Origin of the sequence: Marinobacter zhanjiangensis (genome assembly GCF_014651935.1) — a bacterium.
Classification (GTDB): domain Bacteria; phylum Pseudomonadota; class Gammaproteobacteria; order Pseudomonadales; family Oleiphilaceae; genus Marinobacter; species Marinobacter zhanjiangensis.
Genome location: NZ_BMXV01000001.1, coordinates 114,695 through 138,564, shown reverse-complemented (window position 1 = coordinate 138,564; position 23,870 = coordinate 114,695). Strand labels below are relative to the sequence as shown.

Genomic DNA, 23,870 nt, shown 5'->3' with positions numbered 1-23,870 from the left:
GGCCGGGAGTGACCGTGATACTTGCCACTGATCTGGACGGAACCTTTCTCGCCGGCGATCCGGAAAATCGCCTGAAACTCTACCAGCTGATCTCCACCCATCCTGACCTGACCCTCGTCTACGTTACCGGGCGCGGGCTGGAGTCGGTGCTGCCGCTGCTGTCGGACCCGACCCTGCCGCAGCCGGATTACATCATCTGCGATGTGGGTTGCACCGTGGTGGAAGGAGCAACCCAGCAGCCGATCATCGAGATACAGGCGGAGATCGAGAAGCGCTGGCCCGGGGAGCACGTGGTGGAGGATGTGATGGCCGCGTTTGACGGCCTCAGCCGCCAGGAAGTCCCCCAGGAACGCCGCTGTTCGTTCCTGTGTGAACCGGACGCGGTCACCGATGAGGTTCTCGCGGCGGTCCGGGAGTTGTCCTGCGACCTGTTGTATTCCGCCGGCCTGTACCTGGACGTGCTGCCGCCGGAGGTCAACAAGGGGCGCACCCTGCGGGACCTGGTGAATCACCTGGGCGCCGACCCGGAAAATGTGCTGGTAGCCGGCGACACCCTCAACGACCTGTCCATGTTCGAGCAGGGCTTTATCGGCGTGTGCGTGGGCGAGTCGGAGCCCGGCCTGCTGGACGCCACCGAGAGCCGCGCCCGGGTCTACCACGCCACCCTGTCGGGTTGTGGCGGCATTCTCGAGGCTATCGGCCACTTCGGCTTCCTGGGCCCCCATGGGCTGGCAGCCGAGGCCCGGGATATCCTCAAGCCCGGCAAGTCCGACCTGGTGATCGTCTACCACCGCCTGCCCTATGAGGAAGTGGTGGAGAACGGCACCCTGGTACGCCGGCGCCCGACTTCGCCCAACGGCATCATCCCCACGCTGTTGAGCTTCTTTGCTGACGGCAAGGCCGGCTCCTGGGTGGCCTGGTCGGTGCACGACCCGTCGCTGGGTGCCTTCGAGACCCATACCGAGGTGGACACCAGCCGTTATGCCCGTTTGCGGGCGGCGCGGGTGCAGCTCACCAAGGAGGACGTGGATATCTTCTACAAGCAGTTCTCCAAGGAAGCCTTCTGGCCCACCCTGCATACCTTCTGGGAGCGGGCCACGTTCCGCGAGGATCACTGGCAGGTTTTCCTCAAGGTGAACCGGCTGTTTGCCGAGCGCACCGCGGCGGAAGCCTCGGAAAACGCCGTGGTCTGGATTCATGATTACAACCTCTGGATGGTGCCGGCGTTCCTGCGGGAACTGCGCCCGGACCTGACCATTGCCTTCTTCCACCACACCTACTTCCCCTCGGCCGACGTGTTCAACGTGCTGCCCTGGCGCCGGGAGATTGTCGGCAGCCTGCTGCAGTGTGACTACATTGGCTTCCATATTCCCCGTCAGGCGGAAAACTTCGTGGATGTGGCCCGGGGTGTCACTCCGCTGGAAGTGGTGGATCGCGCTGGTTGTGCCCCCCGCTTTCTGACCTATGGCTGTGCCGTGGGGCTGGACGAGATGACCACCACTATCCGCGTCAGCGATCGTGAAATCGGGCTGGGCGCCCACCCAGTGGGGCTAGACCTGAGCCGCGTGGCCCGGGCCCTGGAACAGGACTCGGTGCAACAGCGAATGGAGGAGTTGCGCACAGAGCTGGACAATACCCGGCTGGTGCTGTCGGTGGAGCGCCTGGACTACACCAAGGGCATCCTGGAAAAACTGGAGGCCTTTGACCGTCTGCTGGATGAACACCCGGAACTGGTGGGCAAGGTCACTCTGATGATGGTTTGCGTGCCGGCGGCCCGGGAGATGACCATCTACCGCCAGCTGCAGACGGACATCGAACAGGCGGTGGGTCGCATCAACGGCCAGTACGCCCGGGTGGGCTGGACGCCGATCCAGTTCTTCTTCCGGGGTTTCCCGTTCGAGGAACTGGTGGCCTGGTACGCCATGGCCGACGTGATGTGGATTACCCCGCTGCGTGACGGTCTCAACCTGGTGGCCAAGGAATACGTGGCCGCCCAGGGCATGACTGATGGCCGCGGCGTGTTGGTGCTGTCGGAATTTGCCGGTGCGGCGGCGGAGCTGCGCGGCGCCCTGCTTACCAACCCCCATGACCCGGTGGAGATGGCCCGCACCTGTTACCTGGCCCTGGCCATGCAGAAGGACGAGGCCAGGGACCGCCTGCAGAAAGGCTACGAGGTGGTCAGCCACTATGATATTGAACTGTGGGGCCGGGAATTCCTGGAGGCCGTGGGAGAGTGCCGAAAAAAGCGCCTGGCCAGTCAGGGCAAGCGGGTAAAGCCCCTCACTTCAGTCGCCTGAAAGAATCTGAATCCACCGAATAACAGGGAGCTGCAATGAGCCTGCGTAATGCCGTCCAGCTGATGTGCTACCCCAACCGGATTGGTCGTAATCTGGCGGACCTGGGCACCTTTATCGAGCGTCATCTGGAGGGCGCCATCGGTGGCGCCCATATCCTGCCGTTCTATCCTTCCAACGCCGACGGCGGATTCTCGCCCCTGACCCACACCGAGGTGGACTCCGCCTACGGCGACTGGTCGGATATCGAGCGCCTGGCGAAAGACTACGACATCTGCGCCGACCTGACGGTGAACCACATTTCCGACCAGTCCGCGGAGTTTCTGGACTTCGTGAAACATGGCTACGAGTCCGAGTACGCCGACCTGTTCGTGCACGTTCATACCTTCGGCGAAATCAGCCCGGACGACCTCGCCAAGATCCATATCCGCAAGGAGAAGGAGCCCTTCCGGGATGTGACCTTTGCGGATGGCAGCACCGGGCAGGTCTGGTGCACCTTTACGGAACGGCAGATCGACCTGAACTACGAGTCGCACAAGACCTACGAGCTGATGGAACACTACATCCATTTTCTCACCAGCAAGGGCATCAAACTGCTGCGGCTGGATGCCTTCGGCTATACCACCAAGCGTATCGGCACCAGCTGTTTCCTGGTGGAGCCGGAGGTGTACCGTATCCTCGAGTGGGTGAACGAAACGGCCCATCACTACGGCGCTGAGTGTCTGCCGGAAGTCCATGACCACACCAGCTACCAGTACGCCATTGGCCGGCGCAACATGCACCCCTATGGCTTTGCCCTGCCGCCGCTGGTTCTCTATTCACTGATGGCTGCCAACAGTGTGTACCTCAAGCACTGGCTGCGCATGTGCCCGCGCAATCAGATCACCGTGCTGGACACCCACGACGGCATCTGTATTCCCGACGTGGAGGGCGTGCTGCCGGACCAGGCCATTCAGGATCTGATCGACAACATCGACGCCCGCAGCGCCGACCCGATCCTGCGCCGGTCGGCGGCCAACATTCACAGCGTCGGCTCCATCTACCAGCTGACCTGCACCTTCTACGATGCCCTGATGCAGAACGACGATGCCTATATCGCGGCGCGGGCGATCCAGTTTTTCACCCCGGGCATTCCGCAAGTCTACTACGTAGGCCTGATGGCCGGTTGTAACGATCAGGAGCTGATGGACGAAACCGGCGAGCTGCGGGACATCAACCGGCATTTTTATTCCCTGGAAGAAACCGACGAGGCCATGCAGCAACCGGTGGTCAAACGCCTGCTGACGCTGATGCGGTTCCGCAGCCAGTACCCGGCATTCGACGGGCGCTTCGAGCTGAACTATTCCAACAGTTCCAGCGTGGCCATGGCCTGGCGTCACGGTGACTACTATTGTCACGTGTTCGTGGACCTGAACTTCAATACTGCCCGCATCCGTTACCTGGACCCGGATAACGGCTTCAGTGAGCGGACCCTGGAGTGCTGAAAAGGTGTGCTACGCTGAGATAATCACTGGCAACTTTACAGGGAGATGGCCATGTACCTGTCTGTCCAACTCAGTTTCTACCCGTTCACGGACAACCATAAGCCACCCATCCGCGATGTGATCGATCGCCTCCAACGCAGTGGCCTGGAGGTTCACGCCAACCGCATCAGCACCCAGGTGTTCGGCGAGTACGACCAGGTCATGCGGGTGCTCTCCGACACCATGAAATGGGCCTTCGAACAGTACGGCCAGGCGGTGTTCGTGGCCAATTTCATCAACGGTGATCGCCGGCCCGAAGGCTGATCGGGGGCGCGGGCCTGTCTACCCAACCGCCAGGGGGCAGGGCGTTCTGGTGGTGATGGTCACGAGGAGTTCATAACCCTGTCACGCTTGCCATGAACACTGGAGGGGCATGAACGGTCATGCCACAGTATTCAACTAGGGAGCGGTTTATGAAACTCAAGCGTCTGGGTTCGTCGGTTCTCGCGGTCACCACACTGGTGGCTGCGGTTTCCCTGCCAATGTCCGCGTCGGCCAGGGGGTGGCAGCATGAAGGCGACCTGCCTCCGGGGCTGGAGCGCCTGCAGGAAAAGTTCGATCGGTTGAAAAAGGACCTTCGCCACCATCGTGCCGAGGCCAATCTGGGCCCGCGCCCGGCCTGGCTGGTCAACGATATGGATGAGGGTCGCCTCAAGAAAAGGCTGCAGCGCTGTGAGAACAAGCGTATGCGGCCAACGGATTTCTCCATTGGCCACCGGGGTGCACCGCTGCAGTTCCCGGAGCACACCATGGAGTCCTACGTAGCGGCGGCAGACATGGGTGCCGGTATTCTGGAGTGTGATGTGGCGTTTACCGCGGACCGCGAGCTGGTGTGCCGCCATGCCCAGAACGACCTGCACACCACCACCAACATCGTGACCATTCCCGAGCTGAACGCCAAGTGCACACAGCCGTTCGTGCCGGCGGACCCGGAATCCGGCACGCCGGCCCGGGCGGAATGTCGTACCAGCGATATCACCCTGGACGAGTTCAAGTCGCTGGAGGGCAAGATGGATGCCTCCAACCCCATGGCAACCACACCTGAAGAGTATGTGGGCGGCACCGCCGACTGGCGCACCGATCTTTACGCCAGCCGGGGCACCCTGCTCAGCCACCGGGAAAGCATCGAGCTGTTCCAGGCCCTGGACGTCAGGATGACACCGGAACTGAAAACGCCCGTAGTGGATATGCCCTTCGAAGGGGATTACACCCAGCAGGATTATGCCCGCCAGATGATCCGGGATTATATCGACGCCGGTGTTAAACCGGGCGACGTGTGGCCCCAGTCGTTCCTGCTGGACGACGTGTTGTTCTGGGTGAACGAAATGCCGGAGTTCGGCCGCCAGGCAGTGTTCCTGGACCAGCAAGCCATCACCCCGGAAACCTCGTCACTGGCCTATATGGAAAGCCTCAAGGCCCGGGGTGTGAATGTCCTGGCGCCAGCATTGTGGAAAATGCTCACTCTCAATGGTCACCAGGAAATCGTGCCATCAGAGTACGCCGAGAACGCCCGTGCCGCCGGCCTGGACCTGATCGCCTGGACCGTTGAACGCAGTGGCCCGCTGGCCGATGGCGGTGGCTGGTACTACCAGACCGTGACCGACGCCATCAATAACGATGGCGACGTGATGAACGTGATTGATGTACTGGCACGGGACGTGGGAGTGATCGGTATTTTCTCCGACTGGCCGGCCACCACCACCTACTACGCCAACTGTATGGGTATTCGGTAAGCCCGAAGCCGGGACGTTCCGGACGTCGATGAACTTTCCCGGCGGCACCCGGTCCGGTATTCTGGAATCCCAAATCCAGTTTTACCGGGCCAACGGTGTTCATGTCAGCAGAACTTTTCACCCGACATTTCCTCGGCAGCTTCTTTCTCCTGATCGGCATCCTGTTTGCCTGTCGTGCCCTCGGGTTGTACGCCCGGCTGGGGTTCAGCCATATCAACTATGGCGAAAGCGGCAGCGCCACCTGGTGGAACCGCCAACTGTTCAATGTCTTCCGCGCCGCGATCCTGCTGGTGTGCCTGCTTCGCATCCTGTGGCCCATTGACCCGTGGCTGGGAATCATCGGCTGGCTCTATCATCCGGTCGTGCTGCTATTCGGGGTGGCGGTATTACTGTGCTCTTTCGGGCTGGCCAGTTACCTTCAGGCGTACATGAGCGCCGACTGGCGATCCGGGATTGACCGGGAACAGGCTCCCAGCCTGCTTACCTCGGGGCCCTACGCCCGCAGTCGCAACCCTCTGTTTCTGGCCATTATCCTGGGGCAGGCGGGTTTCTTTCTGGCACTGCCCAGTGTGTTCTCTCTGATCTGCCTGCTGGTGGGTGTGTGGGTGATACGCCGTCAGGCGCTGGCGGAGGAAGCGGCACTGGCCGAGCACTATGGTGAGCCCTACAGTCACTATCGTCAGCAGGTGCCCCGCTGGCTCTGAGTCAGGGGTAACCACCCTGCCACGGCTATACCCGCGGCAATCAGCATCGCCCAGCCAATGGGAGACTCCAGCCCAAGCAGGGTGGCGCCACCGGTCATGCTCCACAGCAGGGGCACAGGCAGTGCCAGCGCCAGTCGCCAGCCAGCCAGGGTGGTCAGGGCAATGCCCAGAGTGGTGAGGGCAAGTGGGTCGGGAAACAGCAGCCAGGTATCCGCGGCCTGCATCCTTCGATCATCCAGTAAAAAGCCCAGGGGGTGGATCAATGTACCCCAGATCACCAGCATCAGCCCGATTCGGTACCGGTGAGGTCGACAGGCTGTCACCGGCCCGGTCGTCATGGCAAACACCAGGAGCAGCGCGCCCAGGATTACCAGCGCGGGAATGGCCCAGTCGACCGCCCAGTTAATGGCCCGGTACTGCTGCCACAGGAACGACCAGGTCACGAACCACCAGAGTGCGCCGGCGCTGGCCAGGGCAAGGCGGCGACCCTGACTGCCCCGGCGGGCAATCAGCCAGACCACCAGTACACCGGCCAGTGGCGCCAGTATCGCCAGAGGCCACCAGGACTCGTTGTTGCCGGTTACCAGTGCCCAGTAGACCCGGGGGGAAAACAGCAAAAAGTCCCGGGGGTGATAGCTCAGCAGCGCATCCATTACAAGGCGCGAATCGTGTCGGCAATGCGGGCCCTCAACGCCTGGTCGGGCAGCGGCTGGCTCGCGGCTGCCAGGTTTTCCCGTACATGGTCTACCCGGGTGGTGGCGGGGATGGCGCAGGTGACGGCCGGATGGCTGAGGATGAACTTGAGGATCAGCTGTGCCCAGGACTCTGCGCCCACCTCGCCGGCCCAGTCCGGCAGGGGCTCGCTGGCCAATCGTTCGGTGAGGGCGCCCCGACGGAACGGGCGGTTGACGATCACGCCAATACCTTTTTCCCGGGCCAATGGCAGCAGACGGTCCTCCGCCTCACGATCCACCGGGTTGTAGGTCAGCTGCACGAAATCGATGGGCTCGCTGTCCATGATCCGCTCCACCTCCCGGTGGCGGCGCCCATGGGAGGTGGTGATGCCGATGGTTCGCACGGCGCCGTCGTCCCGCATGGCCCTGAGGGTGTCCATGTGTGCCCGCCAGCTCACCAGATTATGCACCTGCAGCAGATCAAACCGGTCCACCTGCCACAGTTCGGCGGATTCCCGGCTCTGCTGGCGACCCTGGTCCGCGTCCCGCGTCCAGATCTTGTCGGCGGAAAACACCTGCTCGCGGGCATTCAGTTTATCCAGACCATAGCCCACGGTGTTCTGGGACGAGCCGTACATGGGCGAGGAGTCGATCATGGCGCCACCGCCTTCGAAGAACGCTGCCATAACGTCCGCGCAGTTATCCAGCAAACGCTGGTTGTTGCCGACATTGAAGGTGATCCAGGTGCCCAGGCCAACGGTGGGAAGGGTGATGTCCGCCGTGGGCAACGGGCGGGTAAGCGGACCGCTGTCCTGCGCCCGTGCCAGCGAAAAAGGTAACGCGGACAGACCAGCGCCTGCCGCCAGGCCCTGTAGCAGGCGCCGCCGCTGTAGTGACCATTGGTCTGCCATGACTGTCTCCGGTCAGAAATATAACTTCACTGACCCTGACAATAACCGACAGTTCCTGAAAGTCCAGTTTCCCCCGGGGTGACCCTGGCAGGTCAGGGCTCGCCGTCAGTGGCTTCTTCGGACTCGGACTCCGGCGCCGGCTGGTAGTACACCTGCAGCATGGTTCTGGCGCCCTTCATATGGGTTGCAGTGCGGGCGTCGGTAGGCTGGATGCGGATATTGGGAATGCGGTAGGTGTCCGGGCCGTCGATACGGGTATCGTCACTGGCCTTTTCCAGAACCTGGGCGTGCTCGCCGCTGTCACTGCGCAGAACGGTATAGTCCGGCAGCTGTTCCCGGTACCAGTCGACCACATCGTCCGGGGTCATCAGGGTCAGAAACACGGCCAGGGGCAGGCTCTGCACGGTGTCCTCACCGGTGCTTTTGTCGATACCCCGGGTGGCATGAATGATCAGCTTGCTCTCGGGGACGACTGGCAGGGTGACCTTTCCCTCGCCGTCCTGGGTGATATCGCTCAGGGTTGAGTGTGCGCTGGCGCCGGCCACGAGCAGGCTGCCAGCGAGCAGGGCTATCACGGAAGTTGCCAGTAAGCGGGTTGGCGTCATGGTTCTCGTTTCCTTTCGTCCTTGTTGGCGACCGGTCGGGTTGACTTGCACGACAGGCGGGCCTGGTACCGGCCTGCTATCGGCGCGGGGACCTCCAGCTCCCTCGGACCGGCTATCCTGCACCACTGTCGTGGCGACTGACATCGAACGGTTGGCAATTTACCAGACTGTAAGGTGCCCTGCCGGTGGTCCTTGCCGGTTATACTGGTTGCGCCTTGTTAACCACTGACTGGAGAGTGTCATGCAATACCTTCACACCATGGTTCGCGTGAGCGACCTGGACGAATCCCTGCGTTTCTACTGCGATCTGCTCGGGCTGAAGGAGATCAGCCGCAAGGAGGTGGAAAAGGGCCGCTTTACCCTGGTGTTCCTCGCGGCACCGGAAGACGAGCAACGGGCGCGGGAAGATCGGGCGCCGATGATCGAACTGACCTGGAACTGGGACCCGGAGGAGTATGCCGGGGGCCGCAACTTCGGCCACCTGGCCTACGGGGTGGATGACATTTACGAGTTGTGTCAGCACCTGCAGGACAACGGCGTCACCATCAACCGCCCACCGAGGGATGGGCGTATGGCGTTTGTGCGCTCTCCGGACGGTATATCCATTGAATTACTACAGAAAGACGAACCCCTGCCGATACGTGAACCATGGGCCAGTATGGAAAACACAGGTAGCTGGTGACCCGGTTGCCGCCAATAAAAACCACAACGTTCTGACGCCAGACTGATTCCGAGCAGGGGGGGGGGTATACATGCAATCTTCGTCCGCCAGTGCCGAAGCGGTGTCCCACGGGCATCCCTCGGCTTCCGACAAGCCTTCCGGCGTCAATCGCTGGCTGCCTTCACCAACTGCGCTGCTATTGATTGTGCTACAGGTGGCGCTGGTCGCGGTGGTGGCGTGGCTGTCCTCCGGCACTGTTGCCCTCATTGCGGTTGTTCTGAGCGTTGCCGTTGTGGCCCTTGCCTGGTACCTGGGTATCCAGTCCCGCCGGGATCGCAGCATCAGCCAGGTATTCGAGCGGGCTCTGGGCCAGCAGATTGATCTTTCCGAAGGCCTGACGGCGAATGATGATTCCGAGGAGGCCCGGGCGCTGAGAGCGTTCAACAAGCGCCTGCGGGAGATGATCCTGGACTTCCAGCACCAGAGCATCAGCATCTCCCTGTCGTCCGCCCGCAGCCGCTTGCTGGCGGAACTGGCCAACCGTGACGCGAACGGCCAGCAAAGCCTGTCGGAGCAGATTTTCCAGGCCAGTAACGAAACCACCACGGCGTTGCAGGAGATCTCCGGTCGCACCACCACTATTACCGAAATGAACACCCGTAATCTCGACGTGGCCCGGGAGTCCAGCCAGCAACTGGAGGAAGCCCGCTTCCAGGTGGAGACTATCAATAACGCCATGGGTGAGTTCCAGCAGAATATTGCCCGGCTGGAGGATTCCTCCGGCCAGATCCAGAAGATACTCGGCACCGTGCAGGATTTCTCGGAGCAGACCAACATGCTGGCCCTGAACGCGGCCATCGAGGCGGCCCGTGCCGGTGAGCAGGGGCGGGGCTTTGCCGTGGTGGCCGATGAAGTGCGCAATTTGTCGGTCCGCGTGGGCGAAGCGGCCAGCCAGATTGGCAGCCTTCTGGAGGAGATGATCAACGCCATGTCCGGGGCGGGTAATCAGGCCCAGTCAATCATGACCCAGAGCGCCACCGCTGGCGAATCCGTCAAGGCGGCTGCCGGTCAGTTCGGCACCATGGTGAACGACTTCACCCAGGCTCACGAAGACCTGTTGATGGTGAGCAGCTCCCTCGAACAGCTGACGGCCACCAACACCGAGACCCATGGCCATGCCTCGGAAATCCGTGACCGCAGCGAGCAGATCCGGGAGGGCATGACCAACATCTACACCCAGGCGGATGCCCTGCGGGACAACACCAACCTGGTGCTGCAGGCCCTGTGTCGCTTCAACCTAGGTGAGGGTCCCCTCGAGAGCATGACCAACAAGCTGTTTGCCCGCCGTGACCAGCTTCAGGAAATCATGGAAGACCTCCGTCAGGAGGGCTACAACCTGTTTGACTTCAACTACAAGGAAATTCCGGACACCGGTGGGCAGAAATTCTCCACCAGCTGGAACGAGGCCCTGGGCAAACGCATCCAGCCGCTGCTGGACGAGTGGGATCTGGGGGGCAAGGACGGCATCATCTACACCCTGCCCACGGACCATAACGGTTACCTGCCGATTGCCCGCAGCGCCAGTGCCCAGCCCATGACGGGCGACCCCAAAGTCGATGCAGCCCGCAGTGTGCACAAGCGTATTACCGTGCGCGGTCAGGAGCTGGAGAACCTGCGCAAGTGTACCTACCTGAGCATGGGTACCTTTGTGCTGCCGGGCACCACCAATGTGGTGCTGGTGATCTACGTACCCTTGTATGTGGATGGCAAGAAATGGGGTGTGATGACCTCCGGTATCGTTCCGAAAGCGGTGGGCGTTGATAAATGACCCAACAGGCCATTCTCTAGTCTCCATTCAACATCCCCTCTCCCTTGAGGGGAGAGGGCCAGGGTGAGGGTGAAAGGCGGTCTAGCTGTGGAGACGCCGGCTCCACCCTCACCCCAACCCCTCTCCCCTCAAGGGAGAGGGGCTTAAGCGCCCTTTCCTTACTCGCTTTCTTTCCTCCCGACATGAGCTCTCCTCCCACAGGTGCTAACATGCGCCTTTTACCCGGGGAGTCAGACCATGGGTCTTCTGTTTGAACAGATCGACAGCCAGCCTTCGCCACTGGGGGAGATTACCCTGCGTCGCCGCCGTATTCCGGCCCTTGGTGAGCGGGACATCTACGAGGTCAAGCTGGGGGAGGAGTTCCTCATGTCCAGCATGTTTGTGGATGCCGAGGTGGCGCTGGCGGATCTGACCCTGGAGGTGACCCAGGGGGACGATCTCGCCGTGGTAGTGGGTGGTCTCGGCCTTGGCTATACCGCCGAGGCAGCCCTGCGCCATGACCGGGTGGGGGGGGTGCTGGTAGTGGACGCCCTGGGTACCGTCATCCGCTGGCACGAGGAAGAAAAGGTGCCCCTGGGCCGGGCACTCAATGACGACCCCCGCTGCCGTTACATTCATGGCAGTTTCTTCGAGCTGGCCGACCCGCAGCAGGGCTTCGACCCGGACCAGCCCGGGCGTCAGTTCGACGCTATCCTGCTGGATATCGATCACTCTCCCCGGGCCCTGCTGAACGAATCCAACGCCACCTTCTACAACGCCGAGTCCCTGGGGCGTATGGCCGAACAACTCAGGCCTGGCGGCATGTTCGGTATGTGGTCCAACGAGCCGCCGGACGAGGACTTCCTGCAGGTTCTGGAACAGGTGTTCGTGGCCCCGGAGGCCCGGGTGGTGTCTTTCTTCAATCCGTTCCAGAACCGGGAAGCCACCAATACCATCTATCTGGCCAGGGCGAAGGGAGAGACCGATCAATGACCGACACCGCCATTGACTGGGCCAGCCACACCGCGGCCGTCTGGCGTCGTCACCGCCAGGGCCTGCGGGCGATTCGCCGGCTGGACCCGGTGCGCTGGGACCAGCTGCAGGGCATCGAGCGGCAACAGGCGGAACTGGCCCGCAACACCGAACGCTTCCTCGCCGGCAAGCCATCCAACAACGTGCTCCTGTGGGGCTCCCGGGGTACCGGCAAGTCCTCCCTGATCAAGGCACTGCTGAACCGTTATGGTCAGGATGGCCTGCGCATGATCGAGGTGGACAAGGACGACCTGGTCAACCTGCCGGAAATCGTTGACGACATCAGTGAGCAACCCTGGCGCTTCGTTATCTACTGTGACGACCTGTCCTTCGAAACCGGAGAGTCCGGTTACAAGGCCCTGAAAAGCGTGCTGGAAGGGTCCCTGGAGCTGCCGCCGGAGAATGTGCGGGTCTACGCCACCTCCAATCGTCGTCACCTGATGCCGGAGTTCATGTCGGACAACCTGCAGAGTGAGGTGAAGGGTGGCGAGCTGCATCCGGCGGAAGCCATCGAGGAGCAGGTATCGCTGGCGGACCGGTTCGGGTTGCAGCTGTCGTTTTATCCCTTCCCGAAAGATGTCTACCTGCAGGCCATCGATGCCCTGTTCCCGCAGGTCACCGACCGGGAAACCCTGCACCTGTATGCCATGCGCTTTGCCACCAGCCGGGGCGGGCGCAGCGGTCGCACGGCCCAGCAGTTCTACCGTCAGTTCAGCGGCGACTTCCGCTAAGCATCAGCGCCGGGCAGATCCACCTCAAACCTCACCCCGGCCACGCCCTGATCGGCATGATTGCCGGCCCGCACGCTGCCGCCATGGTGCTCGGCAATCAGCCGCACGATCAGCAGCCCCTGCCCCAGATGGCCTTCGCCGCTGCCTTCCCGGACCGACACGAAGGGGTTGAAGATATCCCGCGCCAGGGCTTCCGGCAGGGCCGGTCCTTCATTGAACACCGACAGTCGCAGGATCGGCCCGGCCCGGACCAGGGAGACAACAATCTGTCCGCCCACAGGCGTGAAGTCCCGGGCGTTGTCCACCAGCTTGTCCAGCAGTTGCACCATCAGTTCCGGAGAGCCGGTTATCGGGCAGCCGTGGGCGGGACCCCGGTAGCGGATCTGGTGGTCCGGATCCAGGCTCTGGTAGGCGGCGGTGGCTTCGGCCATCACTTCTGCCAGATCAAAGTTTTCCGGTTCGGCCTGATCGAAGCTCTGCTCCAGCCGGGCCGCCTCGCTCATGCCCTGCAGGATCTGGCTGAGCCGGTCGGTGGCACTGCGGGCACGGTCCCGGTAGCTGGCCCGTTCCTCATCGGAAGTGGCATGGTCGAGGTTGTCCAGGGACGAGCGGATTACCGCCACCGGCGTTTTCAGCTCATGGGACAGGCGGCGTGAGAAGCTCTCGAGGTAGTCGGTATAGCCCTGCAGGCGCTCCACCATGTGGCCGAACTGGCGGTTGAGCTCCCCCAGCTCGTCCCGGGCGCGGCTGGGGGGAATGTTGGCGAGTATGCGGCCATCGGGATCGACACTGGCATTTACCGCCCGCTGCAGCCGCGCAATGCGCCAGGACAGCCAGCTGGCATAGCCCAGCAGCACCAGCATCAGGCCGACGATCAGTAGTACGCTGCGGGCAATCACCGAACCCAGGGTATTGCCGGACAGCGCCAGGATCTGGTCCAGGGATTGTTCCAGTACCAGTACCCGGCCATCTGCCAGTGGCGCTGTTGCCATCAGGTAAACCTCGTTATCCGGGTGCCGGACCAGGCCGCCGCTGTCCGGCGTCTGCCGATGGGTCTGTTCATCCCGGAAAGACGCCGGTTCCGGCTGATAGAAGCGGACCAGGGCGCGCAGGGCGTTCAGGGTGATCTGTTCCATTACTTCCAGCGGCGACAGACTGTCGAAAGCGGGGCCATTGTCCGCCAGAGGCTGCTCGCTGCGGGCAATCAGCCAGCCTGCCGGCTCGCTCACCAGCACCCGTTGCCCGGACGAGAGCAGGGTGTTCAGCCGGGCTTCCAGCGCGGGGTTGCGGCCAGTCACCACAGGCAAGGGGTACTGCCGGGTTCCCGCAGTCTGGAGGAGCTCCGGGTTGTCCGGATCCGGCCACACCACTTCCATGGCAAGCTCGTCCCCCACCTGCAGCCGCGGCAGGCGCAGCTCTACCTGGTAGCCATTGCCCCGGCTCTGCCAGACCCCGCTGAGGCGGTGGTCCTGCCGTCCAAGGCTGAAGGGAAGCCGGCCTACTACCTGACCGGGGGCGGAGGTGCGGATAATCCGCTCATTCACCAGCGTGTCGGACCGCCAGCGCAGCCGCAGGAATTCATGGGGCTGGTCGGGGCTGGCGGGGTTGTAGTAGAGCGGGTCGGGGCGCTGCACCCGCAGCAACAGGTACAGGTACCGGCCATGGACGGCGGCCTGCCAGGCAAGCACATCCTCGGCGTCTGCGGTGGTCTGCCAGGGCTGTTCGCCCTCCTGGTAACCGGGCCAGTCGTCGCCGTGGCCATCGGGTTTGATGGGCTGGTGCGCCTGGCGGATGTAAATGGCGCTGTCGTCGCCGGTCAGCGGTTCCGTGCCCTCCAGTTCCGACGACGCCACGTCGGCCATGCGCCGGGCCTGGGTCTGCAGCTGGCTGGCGGACTGGTCGCGCAGGGCCTGGTCCAGCTCCAGCACGAACTGCAGCCCCGCCCAGGGGATCAGCAGCATCAGCAGGCTGGCGAGGAACAGCTGGCGCTTCAGGGACAAGAGCTACACCTCACGGGCGTACCAGCGATAACCCATGCCGTAGGCGGTCTGGATGCCGTCGAAGTCCGGGTCCACCTGCTGGAACTTGCGGCGGATGCGTTTGATATGGGAAGTCACGGTGTTGTCGTCCAGCACGGTACTGGCTGCCTGCATCAGCTGCTCGCGGTTGCGCACGTGGCCGGGGTGGCGGGCCAGTGCGTGGAGCATCCAGAACTCGGTGACGGTCAGATCCACCGGCTGGTCGTCCCAGGCTACGGTCATGCGGTCCACGTTGATGGTCAGGCGGCCCCGGGTCATCACTTCGTCCGGCTGCTGCAGGGCCTCGGCCCAGGCGTCCGCCCGGCGCAGCAGGGCGGTGACCCGGGCCAGCAAGTGATCCAGGCTCATGTCCTTGGTGACATAGTCGTCGGCGCCCAGGCGCAGGCCATGGACCGAGTCGATATCACTGTCCCGGGCGGTGAGGAAGATGATGGGCACGGTGGCGGACAGCCGGCGCAGGTCCTGGCAAAGCTCGAAGCCGCCTTCCGGCTCGTCACCCAGGCCCACATCGATCACCGCCAGGTCGGGGAGGGCGGTTTTCAGGGTTTTCCAGGCACTCTGGCGATCACCGTATACGGCCACACTGTAGCCCCGGCGCTCGAAGGCATCCCGGTAATTTTCCCGGATGGCGGGCTCGTCCTCCACCAGCACGATCTGTTTCTTCATCGCCGTTTCCACTTCCTTTTTGAATCTGGTCCAAATGTAACCACCCCGGGGGGAGGGGACAAGCTGACAGCCTCCTGATTGACGGCTATTGCCACAATTCATCATTTTCTGGCCGGATCCTGGCCAGATTGCACCACCGGATCGACGTTTCCTTTCGTTTTAATGGTTTCAGGTACACACCACGTTCAACCCGAAAAAGGAACCTGAGCCATGCTGCCCAGCCAGCCATTACCGGAATACCGGACAAAGATTCAGACACCACGCCGGCGGCGCCTGAGCTACCGTCAGGTGCGCCGGATCGAGGGGGCCAGCCTTTGGTTGGCAATGCTGATGCTGCTGTTTGTCCAGCCGCTGTTCGAGGACGCCAGGGCAACGGAACGCCAGGTGGAGGAAGGCACCGGCGAATTCCATTACCTGGGTGACCAGGGGCGGGTGCCGGCTCCGGTGCTGAGTACTGATTACAAGGTGACGGTGACCGGGCTGATTGCCGAAACGCGTCTGCGCCAGAGCTTTGGCAATACCTCGGATCAGTGGCAGGAGGGAGTCTATACCTTTCCGCTGCCGGAGAATGCGTCGGTTCATGCCATGACCATGACCACCGACGAACGGGTGATTGTTGGCGAGATTCGGGAGCGGCAGCAGGCCCGCCGGGAATACGAACAGGCGAAGCAGGAGGGCCGTCAGGCGGCGCGGGTGGACCAGCAGCGCCCCAACCTGTTCACCACCCGCCTGGCCAATATCCCACCGGGCAGGACGGTGACCGTGGAACTGAAATACCAGCAGCTGGTGCGTTACGACAGTGGCGAATTCAGCCTGCGCCTGCCCACCACCCTGACACCACGTTATATTCCGGGTGTGCCAGCAGTGCCGGAAGACACGCAGTGGACCGGTGGCTGGGCGGTGCCCACCACCGAAGTGGCCGACGCTCACCAGATTACTCCACCTCAGGTGGCCCGGGATGGCGTGGCCACCGGTAGCCACGAGGCGACCATTGCCATCGAATTGCAGGCCGGGCTGCCGGTGAGCAAGGTGAGCAGCCCGAGCCATCAGGTGACCGATGTGCATGGCAACGACAGCATCCGGGTAACAGCGGTATCCGGAACGGTGGCCATGGACCGGGATTTCCAGCTGAGGTGGCGACCCGTTCGCGGCCAGGAACCGGCCGCCGCCGTCTTCCACGAAACCTGGCAGGGTGAAGATTATCTGCTGGCGATGCTGGTACCAGGTGAGCAGGGCAGCCGGGTGCTGACGCGGGAGCTGATCCTGGTCATCGACACCTCCGGCTCCATGGCCGGCGCCTCCATCCAGCAGGCCCGGGAAGCCATGCTGACATCACTGGATACCCTGGGGCCGGGCGATACCTTCAATGTCATCCAGTTCAACAGCCACACCAGCCGGTTGTTCCCGCAGCCGGTGACTGCGGGCGCCGACAACCTTGAGCGGGCCCGCCGTTATATCCGGGGCTTACAGGCCAATGGTGGCACTGAGATGGCCTCTGCCCTGGACGCGGCCCTGGATGGTGACAAAGAATCCACCATCACCGACCTGCGCCAGGTGGTATTTGTCACCGATGGTGCGGTCGGGAACGAGCAGGCTTTATTCGGCCAGATCCGCGACCAGCTCGGTGGCAGCCGGCTGTTCACGGTGGGTATCGGCTCTGCCCCCAATATGCATTTCATGGGGCAGGCCGCGCGTTTTGGTCGTGGTACCTACACCGCCATCAGTGATCTGTCGGAAGTGTCCCGCCAGTTGGATACCCTGTTTCGCAAGATGCAGTCACCGGTGCTGACAGATATCGACGTGAACTGGCCGGCTGGTGTGGAGGCCGATGAGCAATTCCCGGCAAGAGTTGGTGATCTCTACCTGGGCGAGCCCATGATGCTGCTGGCCCGGGGCGCTTCGCCCGAAGGAGATCTGGCGGTGTCCGGCTCGCTGCCTGGCGGCCAGTCCTGGCAGCGCGGACTGGCTCTGGAGCAGGCCTCGTCGGGAGCTGGCATCCATCGCCTGTGGGCCCGGGCGCAGATCGACCAGCTGCTGGACCAGGGTTTGTCGGGCCAGGTCGGAGACGATACCCGGGAGCAGGTGCTTGCCTTGGGTCTGAGACATCAATTGGTGACGCCCTACACCAGTTTCGTGGCCACTGACAAGACCCCGGCAAGGTCTGTGGAAGAGGACTTGGAGCAAGCTGCGGTGCCCTCGCTGATGCCCGCTGGCAGCCCGCATCAACGCATCGGCTACCCGCAGACCGCTACGCCGGCGCCTTTGCTCATGCTCAGCGGGTTGCTCGGGTTGTTGCTGTCCGGTCTGATTGCGGCGATCCGCCGCTGGAGGGTGTAACCATGGGGCGCCTGTTACTGTTGGTGGTCACCCTGTCCGCCGGCCTGTTGCTGGCCGGCCTGTGGATTCCCTTCAAGGCCGTGGTGGCCCAGGAACTCCTGACCATGGCCTGGGCCCGGACCCAGGCCAGCCAGGTGGAAAGCCGGCCCTGGCCCTGGGCGGACACCTGGCCGGTGGCGAGGCTGCAGTTGCCCGGGGAAAAGTCTGCGCTGGTGGTACTCTCCGGCGGTCACGGCGAAAGCCTGGCTTTCGGGCCGGGGCAGGTGACCGGCCCAGGCCTGGGCGAACGGCCCCGGTCACCGGTGGTGGTTGCCGGCCATCGCGATACCCACTTCCGGCCGCTGAAGGACATTCGCCAGGGGCAGGAGATCCGCCTGCAGTTCGCCGACGGGGCGTGGCGCCGGTACCGGGTGGACTCCCTGAAGGTTGTCGACAGTCGCCAGCAACAGATGGACCTGAGCCACTACAACCGGAACTCACTGGTGCTGGTGACCTGCTATCCCTTTGACGCTCTCGATGCCAATGGCCCGTTGCGTTTCGTGGTGGAGGCCAGCCGTGATATGGCGTGGCCGGCGGACGATCAGCCGCCGGCCGGCGTCTGACGGGCAGGTTTCGTCGGGCTCTCTGCCGGTCTCCGTCTCGGGGCGTTTGTTTTTATACGCTTGCATGCACCTGAAAATAACGGCAATCTCGGTTCATCCAGGCGCGGGCGGTTGCGTCAACAGTGCCGCCCGTTTCTACCCCTCTACCAGGGAGTCACACGGATGAACCTGATTCTGTTCCTCATTATCGGTGGTGTTGCCGGCTGGCTGGCCGGCCTGATCATGAAAGGCCGTGGCTTCGGCCTGCTGGCCAATATCGGTATCGGTATTGTCGGTTCGTTTGTCGGCGGCTTCGTGTTCGGCCTTCTGCAGCTGCAGGCAGGTGGCCGGATTGGTGAGCTGGTCACCGCGACCGTAGGTGCTGTTCTGCTGCTGGCCGTGGTCAGCGCTATCAAGAAGGACTGATTTATGCTGATGCCTGTTACTGCGGTGTTTGCCGCTGTTACCGCAATTCTGCTGCTGTTCCTGTCGGTCCAGGTGTCCCGGTACCGTCTGAAGTATCGACAGGGCCTGGGGGTTAACGACGACCAGGAGTTCGAGGTGGCGGTGCGCGCCCATGGCAATCTGGTCGAATACGCGCCGATGGCGCTGATCCTGATGGCGGTTGGCGAACTCAATGGGGTCAACGGGCAATGGATCTACTGGGTGGGCATGGCCCTGGTGGGTGGGCGCATCCTGCACGCTTTCGGCATGTTCAATGGCCACGGCGGGCCCCATAAGGCGCGGCTGGTGGGCATTCTGCTGACCTGGTTCAGTATTCTGGTGATGGCGGTGCTACTGGTCTGGAACGTGATCCAGGTTCAGCCCTGACGGGGGCGGTTCTGCGGGAATCGTGTCCGGCCTGCCCTGACGATATCATCATCGGGCAGACCGGGAGGTTGGTCAGATAACAAGGGCCAGGGTTTCTTGCGGTTGCTCGCAACGTGAATTCTTACCCGTTGTGCAGGCCATTTGGCCGGAGGCTGAAGCCTCCGCGTCTGCGTGAACGTCCCCGGTTTCTTCCGCCTGAACCTGTTTGCTGGCCTGGGCTGCCTCCATGGCCGCTGCGCGGGCAATCAGCTCCGGGCTATCCAGTACAAGTACCGTCATGTCGTGTTCCTTATCTTATTGGGTCAGGCTATTGTTCTGATTCCCGCATACTATCGTTGGTCTGCGGGAGCTTGGCAATACCTGGTGTTCTGCGTGGGTGATTCGCTGTCCTGATTTAATGACATTGCTATGACGCCTGTGTGACATGCGCTGTTCCTCGTTTCAGGAAATTGCCGGCAGATGTCCTGCCGCCCATGACTATTACAGCGCGAAAAGCTGGCCGGGCTGTGGTAAAAAACCGGGTAATCACCGACCTATTGTGATGAAAAGTGGCCGCCAATGCTGATTATTCCCGCTGAGAAGAAAGTCGACTGGAAACGTCCGCCCTGGATGACCTTCGCGCTGATGCTGGCAAGTCTGCTGGCGTTCCTGCTCTACCAGGGCAAGGACCCGGAGTTGACGGAAGGCGCTGTGCGCAGCTACCTCGAGGCGGAGCTTGACCGGCTGGAAGCGCCGTTGTACCAGGACTACCTGGAGCGGGAAATCAGCCTGGAGGGCAACACCGACCTGCAGGTCACGCTGGACTGGGTCGAGTACCTGAAGACGGAGGGGGACCGTGTCGGCCTGGCCTCGATCATTCTGTCCGACCAGGCGTTCTACCGGTACCTTCAGGACAACCGTGACCTGCTGATGACCAGCCGCGAGCGCAGCCTGTGGCAGTCGCAACGGGAGCAGATCCAGCAGCAGTACATCTCACGGCTGAGCGCCTATGAGGCGGGGCTGATGCCGTCGGACCTCAATTTCTACAGCCTGATTACCTACCAGTTTCTTCACGGCGGCTGGGATCATCTGATCGGCAACATGCTGTTCCTGTTTCTGCTCGGGTTTACCGTGGAAAAGGCCCTGGGCCCGGGGCGTTACCTGCTGGCCTATCTGTTGTGCGGGGTGGTTGCGGGGCTGACCCACGTGGCCTTCAACTGGGGCGAGGCGGTGCCGTTGGTCGGTGCTTCCGGGTCAGTATCCGGGCTGATGGGAATGTACGTGGCCTTCTTCGGCCTCAGGAAGATCCGGTTTTTCTATTACCTGGGCGTCTACTTCAATTATTTCCGGGCCCCGGCGCTGGTGATCCTGCCCATCTGGGTGGGCAAGGAGATCTACCATTACTGGGCTTCCGGTGGTGACGGCATCGCCTATCTGGCCCACGCCGGCGGGCTGCTGGCCGGCGCCGCGTTGATCCTGCTGTCGGGCAGGGGCTGGTTCCAGGCCCGCGAGTCGTTCTACGAACCGGAAGTGGAAGAGCAGGACGAGGCGTTCACACGGGAGTACGCCAGGGCCATGGAAGCTCTGGCGCGGATGGATTTCACCCAGGCGCGGCAACGTTTCGAAGCTCTCTGGCAGGCTCACCCGGACCGGCCGGTCATCCTGGAGCACCTGTACCATCTGGACAAGCTGCGACCGGACCAGCCCGCCTACCGGCAGCGGGCGGTTGCCCTGATGCACCAGTATCTGCGCCTGCAGCAGCCGGAAAACCTGCTGGCTACCTGGCAGGAGTACCTGGACCTGGCAGAATCCGACCAGCCCCTGCCCCCGGAGGAGCACAACCGGGTTCTGTTCGCCGCCCTGCGCAGTGATGACCTGAAACTGGCGGAAAAAGCCTTTGCCAGGTTGAAGGCGACCGGCGGCGTGGACATGGTACGGGAGGCGGGCCGTCTGTTGGCCGAGGAGTTCAGCAAGCGGCAGATGGAGCCCAGGGCCAATGAATACCGGATGTTGTTGAAGGGCCTCTGACGGCGTCGGCGGCTTTTTTCAGAGTTTTCCGGTGGCGTGGGTCTGGTGCCCGCTGTGCGAAACGTCTCCGATTTGTCTCGGTCATCCACTTCCGGTACCCTTCCGTACATCGGTGTATTGTTGTTTTGTTGTGCAATTCATTGTAAATAAACGGTAATTCTGAAAACCCTGAGGCCGGATGGGGTTCAGGGCATGACAGACAGCCCAGTGATAAGGCATTATTCTATCGGTTTTCCGCCTCCGGTTTTTGCTGGGCGGAACAGAATTCCATTGTGACACCGGCAGCACCACCACAATAACCGCCAGGCGGACCCTGCAGGGGTCATTGTGTGCTGCCCCCAAGGAGAGCAAGCATGACTGATCTGGATACCTTCCGTCAGGAGACCCGGGCGTGGCTTGAAGAGAACTGCCCCCAGAGCATGCGTTCCCCCATGAAGAGCGACAAGGACGTATGTTGGGGTGGCCGCAATTTCAAGTTCCAGAGCGAGGACCAGCGCCTCTGGCTCGAGCGTATGGCCGACAAGGGCTGGACCGCGCCCGACTGGCCCACCGAATACGGTGGCGGTGGTCTGTCCCGCGAGCAGCACAAGGTGTTGCTGGAAGAGATGGCCCGCATCCAGGCGCGCCCGCCGCTGAACAGCTTCGGCATCTGGATGATCGGCCCGGCCATTCTCAAGTTCGGCTCCGAGGCTCTCAAACAGCAGCACCTGCCACCCATCGTGCGTGGTGAGATCCGCTGGTGCCAGGGGTATTCCGAGCCGGGCGCCGGTTCCGACCTGGCGGGTCTGCAGGCCAGGGCCGAGGACAAGGGTGATCACTTCATCGTCAACGGCCAGAAGATCTGGACCTCCTACGCTGACAAGGCCGACTGGATGTTCGCCCTGGTGCGCACCAATCCGGATGTGAAAAAGCAGGAAGGCATCAGCCTGGTGCTGTTCGACATGGAAACCCCGGGTGTCTCCACCCGTCCCATCAAGCTGATTTCCGGCGAGTCCCCCTTCTGTGAAACCTTCCTGGACGACGTCCGCGTAGAGAAGGATCAGGTGGTGGGCGAGGTCGACAAGGGCTGGACCATTGCCAAGTACCTGCTGACCCATGAGCGCAGCATGATCGGCAACATGGGCAGCACGGCCGCCGGCCAGAAAACCCTGGCGGAACTGGCGGTGGATGCGGTCGGCCTGGAGGATGGCAAGCTGGCAGACCCCATGCTGCGGACCGAGATTGCCTCCTGGGCCATCGACTCCATCGGCTATGAGCTGACCGCCGAGCGGGCCAAGGACCAGGCCAAGTCCGGCCAGGGCGTGGGCAACGTATCGGCCATGCTCAAGCTCGCCGGTACCGAACTGAACAAGCGCCGCTATGAGCTGCTGGTGGCCGCCTATGGCAGTGAAGGTCTGCTCTGGGAAGGGGATGATCGCCCCGCCGGGGCCCTGCCCCAGGAGTGGCTGCGCACCAAGGGTAACTCCATTGAGGGAGGCACTTCCGAAGTGCAGCTCAACATCATCGCCAAAAACATTCTCGGATTGGGCTAAGGGCGGAGACCATCATGCAAAAGCTTGTACTGACTGAAGAACAACAGATGCTCAAGGATGCCGCCCAGGGCCTGTTCGGCGAACAGGCGCCGGTATCCCAGCTGCGCAAACTGCGGGACGAGAAAGACCCGCTGGGTTATGTGCCGGAGTTCTGGAACCACGCAGTGGAACTGGGGCTGGCGGGTACGCTGGTCCCGGAAAGCCACGGTGGTTCCGAGTTCGGCCATGTGGGCATGGGCCAGGTGATGGAAGAGGGTGGCCGTACACTGGCGGCATCTCCCCTGTTTGCCTCCGGCGTGCTGGGCGCCTGCGCCCTGATCCTGGCGGGCAATGACAGCCAGAAAGAAATTCTGAACGGCATCGCCGACGGCAGTCACCTGACAGCCCTGGCCATTGATGAGACCGGGCGCCACCAGCCCCTGCGCGTAGCGACAAAGGCGGAAGCCCAGGGCGACGGTTTCGTGCTCAATGGCAGCAAGACTTTTGTGGTGGACGGGCACATTGCCAACACCCTGATTGTGTCAGCCCGCACCAGCGGCGGCGAGCGGGACGAGTCCGGTATCACCCTGTTCCTGGTGGACCCGAAAGCGGAAGGGGTGACTGTGGAGCGCACCATTTTCCCGGACGGTCGCAACTACGCGAAAGTGACGCTGGACAATGTCGCCGTGGGTGCCGATGCGGTGCTGGGCGAGAAGGATCAGGGTTCCGCCCCACTGCAGAAGCTGCTGGATATCGGCAGCGCTCACCTGGCGGCGGAGCTGCTGGGTCTGTCCAGCGAAGCCTTTGATCGTACCGTGGCCTACATGAAGGAGCGCAAGCAGTTTGGCGTGTACATCTCGTCCTTCCAGGCCCTGCAGCATCGTGCCGCGCATATGTGGAGCGAGCTGGAGCAGGTCAAGTCCATGGTGCTGAAGGCCTTTATGGCACTGGACGCCGGTGACGAGCAGGCCTCCATGCTGGCCAGCGCGGCCAAGGCCAAGGCCAGTCAGGTGGCGGAACTGGTCACCAATGAAGGCGTGCAGCTGCACGGTGGTATGGGTATGACCGATGAATACGATATCGGCCTGTTCATGAAGCGCGCCCGCCCAGTGCAGTTGCTGCTGGGTGACTTCCGCTACCACGCGGATCGTGTTGCCGGCCTCAAGGGCTTCTGACGCCTGGCTCACTGATAACTGTAGTGATGAAAACGGCAGGGCCCCGGG

22 protein-coding genes are annotated in these 23,870 nt (G+C 62.5%); 16 read left to right on the top strand and 6 right to left on the bottom strand.

Annotated features, from left to right (window positions below; genetic code table 11):
* The first annotated feature begins 14 nt into the window (after positions 1-14).
* From ggpS to IE079_RS00610, 5 genes are all read left to right on the top strand, one after another.
* Positions 15-2,297: a glucosylglycerol-phosphate synthase gene (ggpS, locus tag IE079_RS00630; protein WP_189571321.1), complete on the top strand. Its 2,283-nt coding sequence runs from the start codon at positions 15-17 to the stop codon at positions 2,295-2,297.
* Positions 2,298-2,332: 35 nt separating this feature from the next.
* The gene (gtfA, locus tag IE079_RS00625; protein WP_189571319.1) at positions 2,333-3,778 is read left to right on the top strand and encodes a sucrose phosphorylase; all 1,446 of its coding nucleotides are present in this window, start codon (positions 2,333-2,335) and stop codon (positions 3,776-3,778) included.
* A 51-nt stretch (positions 3,779-3,829) separates the two neighbouring features.
* Positions 3,830-4,081, top strand: coding sequence for a hypothetical protein (locus tag IE079_RS00620; protein ID WP_189571317.1), 252 nt, complete (start codon positions 3,830-3,832; stop codon positions 4,079-4,081).
* 149 nt (positions 4,082-4,230) lie between these two features.
* Positions 4,231-5,550: a glycerophosphodiester phosphodiesterase family protein gene (locus tag IE079_RS00615; RefSeq protein WP_227712223.1), complete on the top strand. Its 1,320-nt coding sequence runs from the start codon at positions 4,231-4,233 to the stop codon at positions 5,548-5,550.
* 101 nt (positions 5,551-5,651) lie between these two features.
* The gene (locus IE079_RS00610) at positions 5,652-6,254 is read left to right on the top strand and encodes a methyltransferase family protein (protein ID WP_189571315.1); all 603 of its coding nucleotides are present in this window, start codon (positions 5,652-5,654) and stop codon (positions 6,252-6,254) included.
* Here the strand turns inward: IE079_RS00610 and IE079_RS00605 are convergent.
* From IE079_RS00605 to IE079_RS00595, 3 genes are all read right to left on the bottom strand, one after another.
* The gene (locus tag IE079_RS00605; protein ID WP_189571313.1) at positions 6,230-6,907 is read right to left on the bottom strand and encodes a DUF6064 family protein; all 678 of its coding nucleotides are present in this window, start codon (positions 6,905-6,907) and stop codon (positions 6,230-6,232) included. The two genes, IE079_RS00610 and IE079_RS00605, sit on opposite strands and share 25 nt — an antisense overlap.
* Positions 6,907-7,839, bottom strand: a complete 933-nt coding sequence (locus tag IE079_RS00600; RefSeq protein WP_189571311.1) for an aldo/keto reductase — start codon at positions 7,837-7,839, stop codon at positions 6,907-6,909. The genes IE079_RS00605 and IE079_RS00600 overlap by 1 nt, the downstream gene beginning before the upstream one ends.
* 92 nt (positions 7,840-7,931) lie before the next feature.
* The gene (locus tag IE079_RS00595; RefSeq protein WP_189571308.1) at positions 7,932-8,444 is read right to left on the bottom strand and encodes a hypothetical protein; all 513 of its coding nucleotides are present in this window, start codon (positions 8,442-8,444) and stop codon (positions 7,932-7,934) included.
* A gap of 241 nt (positions 8,445-8,685) precedes the next feature.
* On the opposite strand from IE079_RS00595, the gene gloA reads away from it, so the two are divergent.
* The 4 genes from gloA to IE079_RS00575 all read left to right on the top strand — a co-directional run bounded on the left by gloA (position 8,686) and on the right by IE079_RS00575 (position 12,675).
* Positions 8,686-9,126 (top strand): lactoylglutathione lyase, encoded by a 441-nt coding sequence (gene gloA / locus IE079_RS00590; protein ID WP_189571305.1) that lies wholly within the window; start codon positions 8,686-8,688, stop codon positions 9,124-9,126.
* Between the two features lie 70 nt (positions 9,127-9,196).
* Positions 9,197-10,933 carry a methyl-accepting chemotaxis protein gene (locus IE079_RS00585; RefSeq protein ID WP_189571303.1) on the top strand — a complete coding sequence of 579 codons (1,737 nt, stop codon included), beginning with the start codon at positions 9,197-9,199 and terminating at the stop codon, positions 10,931-10,933.
* A 237-nt stretch (positions 10,934-11,170) separates the two neighbouring features.
* Complete coding sequence (locus tag IE079_RS00580; protein ID WP_189571300.1) at positions 11,171-11,905, top strand: polyamine aminopropyltransferase; 735 nt, start codon at positions 11,171-11,173, stop codon at positions 11,903-11,905.
* Positions 11,902-12,675: an ATP-binding protein gene (locus IE079_RS00575; protein ID WP_189571297.1), complete on the top strand. Its 774-nt coding sequence runs from the start codon at positions 11,902-11,904 to the stop codon at positions 12,673-12,675. Before IE079_RS00580 ends, IE079_RS00575 begins: the two co-directional genes overlap by 4 nt.
* Here IE079_RS00575 and IE079_RS00570 read toward each other — a convergent pair.
* Both IE079_RS00570 and pdsR read right to left on the bottom strand, forming a co-directional pair.
* Positions 12,672-14,675, bottom strand: coding sequence for an ATP-binding protein (locus IE079_RS00570; protein ID WP_189571294.1), 2,004 nt, complete (start codon positions 14,673-14,675; stop codon positions 12,672-12,674). The genes IE079_RS00575 and IE079_RS00570 overlap by 4 nt on opposite strands.
* Before the next feature lie 3 nt (positions 14,676-14,678).
* Positions 14,679-15,380, bottom strand: a complete 702-nt coding sequence (gene pdsR, locus IE079_RS00565) for a proteobacterial dedicated sortase system response regulator (RefSeq protein WP_189571290.1) — start codon at positions 15,378-15,380, stop codon at positions 14,679-14,681.
* 210 nt (positions 15,381-15,590) lie between these two features.
* Here pdsR and IE079_RS00560 point away from each other — a divergent pair, with 210 nt between their 5' ends.
* The 4 genes from IE079_RS00560 (at position 15,591) to IE079_RS00545 (ending at position 19,129) form a co-directional block, all read left to right on the top strand.
* Complete coding sequence (locus IE079_RS00560; protein ID WP_189571287.1) at positions 15,591-17,717, top strand: marine proteobacterial sortase target protein; 2,127 nt, start codon at positions 15,591-15,593, stop codon at positions 17,715-17,717.
* A 2-nt stretch (positions 17,718-17,719) separates the two neighbouring features.
* Positions 17,720-18,319 carry a class GN sortase gene (locus IE079_RS00555; protein WP_189571284.1) on the top strand — a complete coding sequence of 200 codons (600 nt, stop codon included), beginning with the start codon at positions 17,720-17,722 and terminating at the stop codon, positions 18,317-18,319.
* 162 nt (positions 18,320-18,481) lie between these two features.
* Complete coding sequence (locus IE079_RS00550) at positions 18,482-18,724, top strand: GlsB/YeaQ/YmgE family stress response membrane protein (RefSeq protein ID WP_189571282.1); 243 nt, start codon at positions 18,482-18,484, stop codon at positions 18,722-18,724.
* A 3-nt stretch (positions 18,725-18,727) separates the two neighbouring features.
* Positions 18,728-19,129: an MAPEG family protein gene (locus tag IE079_RS00545; RefSeq protein WP_189571279.1), complete on the top strand. Its 402-nt coding sequence runs from the start codon at positions 18,728-18,730 to the stop codon at positions 19,127-19,129.
* 72 nt (positions 19,130-19,201) lie between these two features.
* Here IE079_RS00545 and IE079_RS00540 read toward each other — a convergent pair whose 3' ends face one another.
* On the bottom strand, positions 19,202-19,408 hold the full coding sequence (locus IE079_RS00540) for a hypothetical protein (RefSeq protein ID WP_189571276.1): 207 nt from the start codon (positions 19,406-19,408) through the stop codon (positions 19,202-19,204).
* 279 nt (positions 19,409-19,687) lie between these two features.
* Here IE079_RS00540 and IE079_RS00535 point away from each other — a divergent pair, with 279 nt between their 5' ends.
* The 3 genes from IE079_RS00535 to IE079_RS00525 all read left to right on the top strand — a co-directional run bounded on the left by IE079_RS00535 (position 19,688) and on the right by IE079_RS00525 (position 23,822).
* Complete coding sequence (locus IE079_RS00535) at positions 19,688-21,136, top strand: rhomboid family intramembrane serine protease (protein ID WP_189571273.1); 1,449 nt, start codon at positions 19,688-19,690, stop codon at positions 21,134-21,136.
* Between the two features lie 353 nt (positions 21,137-21,489).
* On the top strand, positions 21,490-22,668 hold the full coding sequence (locus tag IE079_RS00530) for an acyl-CoA dehydrogenase family protein (RefSeq protein WP_189571270.1): 1,179 nt from the start codon (positions 21,490-21,492) through the stop codon (positions 22,666-22,668).
* 14 nt (positions 22,669-22,682) lie between these two features.
* Positions 22,683-23,822 carry an acyl-CoA dehydrogenase family protein gene (locus IE079_RS00525; protein ID WP_189571268.1) on the top strand — a complete coding sequence of 380 codons (1,140 nt, stop codon included), beginning with the start codon at positions 22,683-22,685 and terminating at the stop codon, positions 23,820-23,822.
* Positions 23,823-23,870 lie beyond the last annotated feature (48 nt).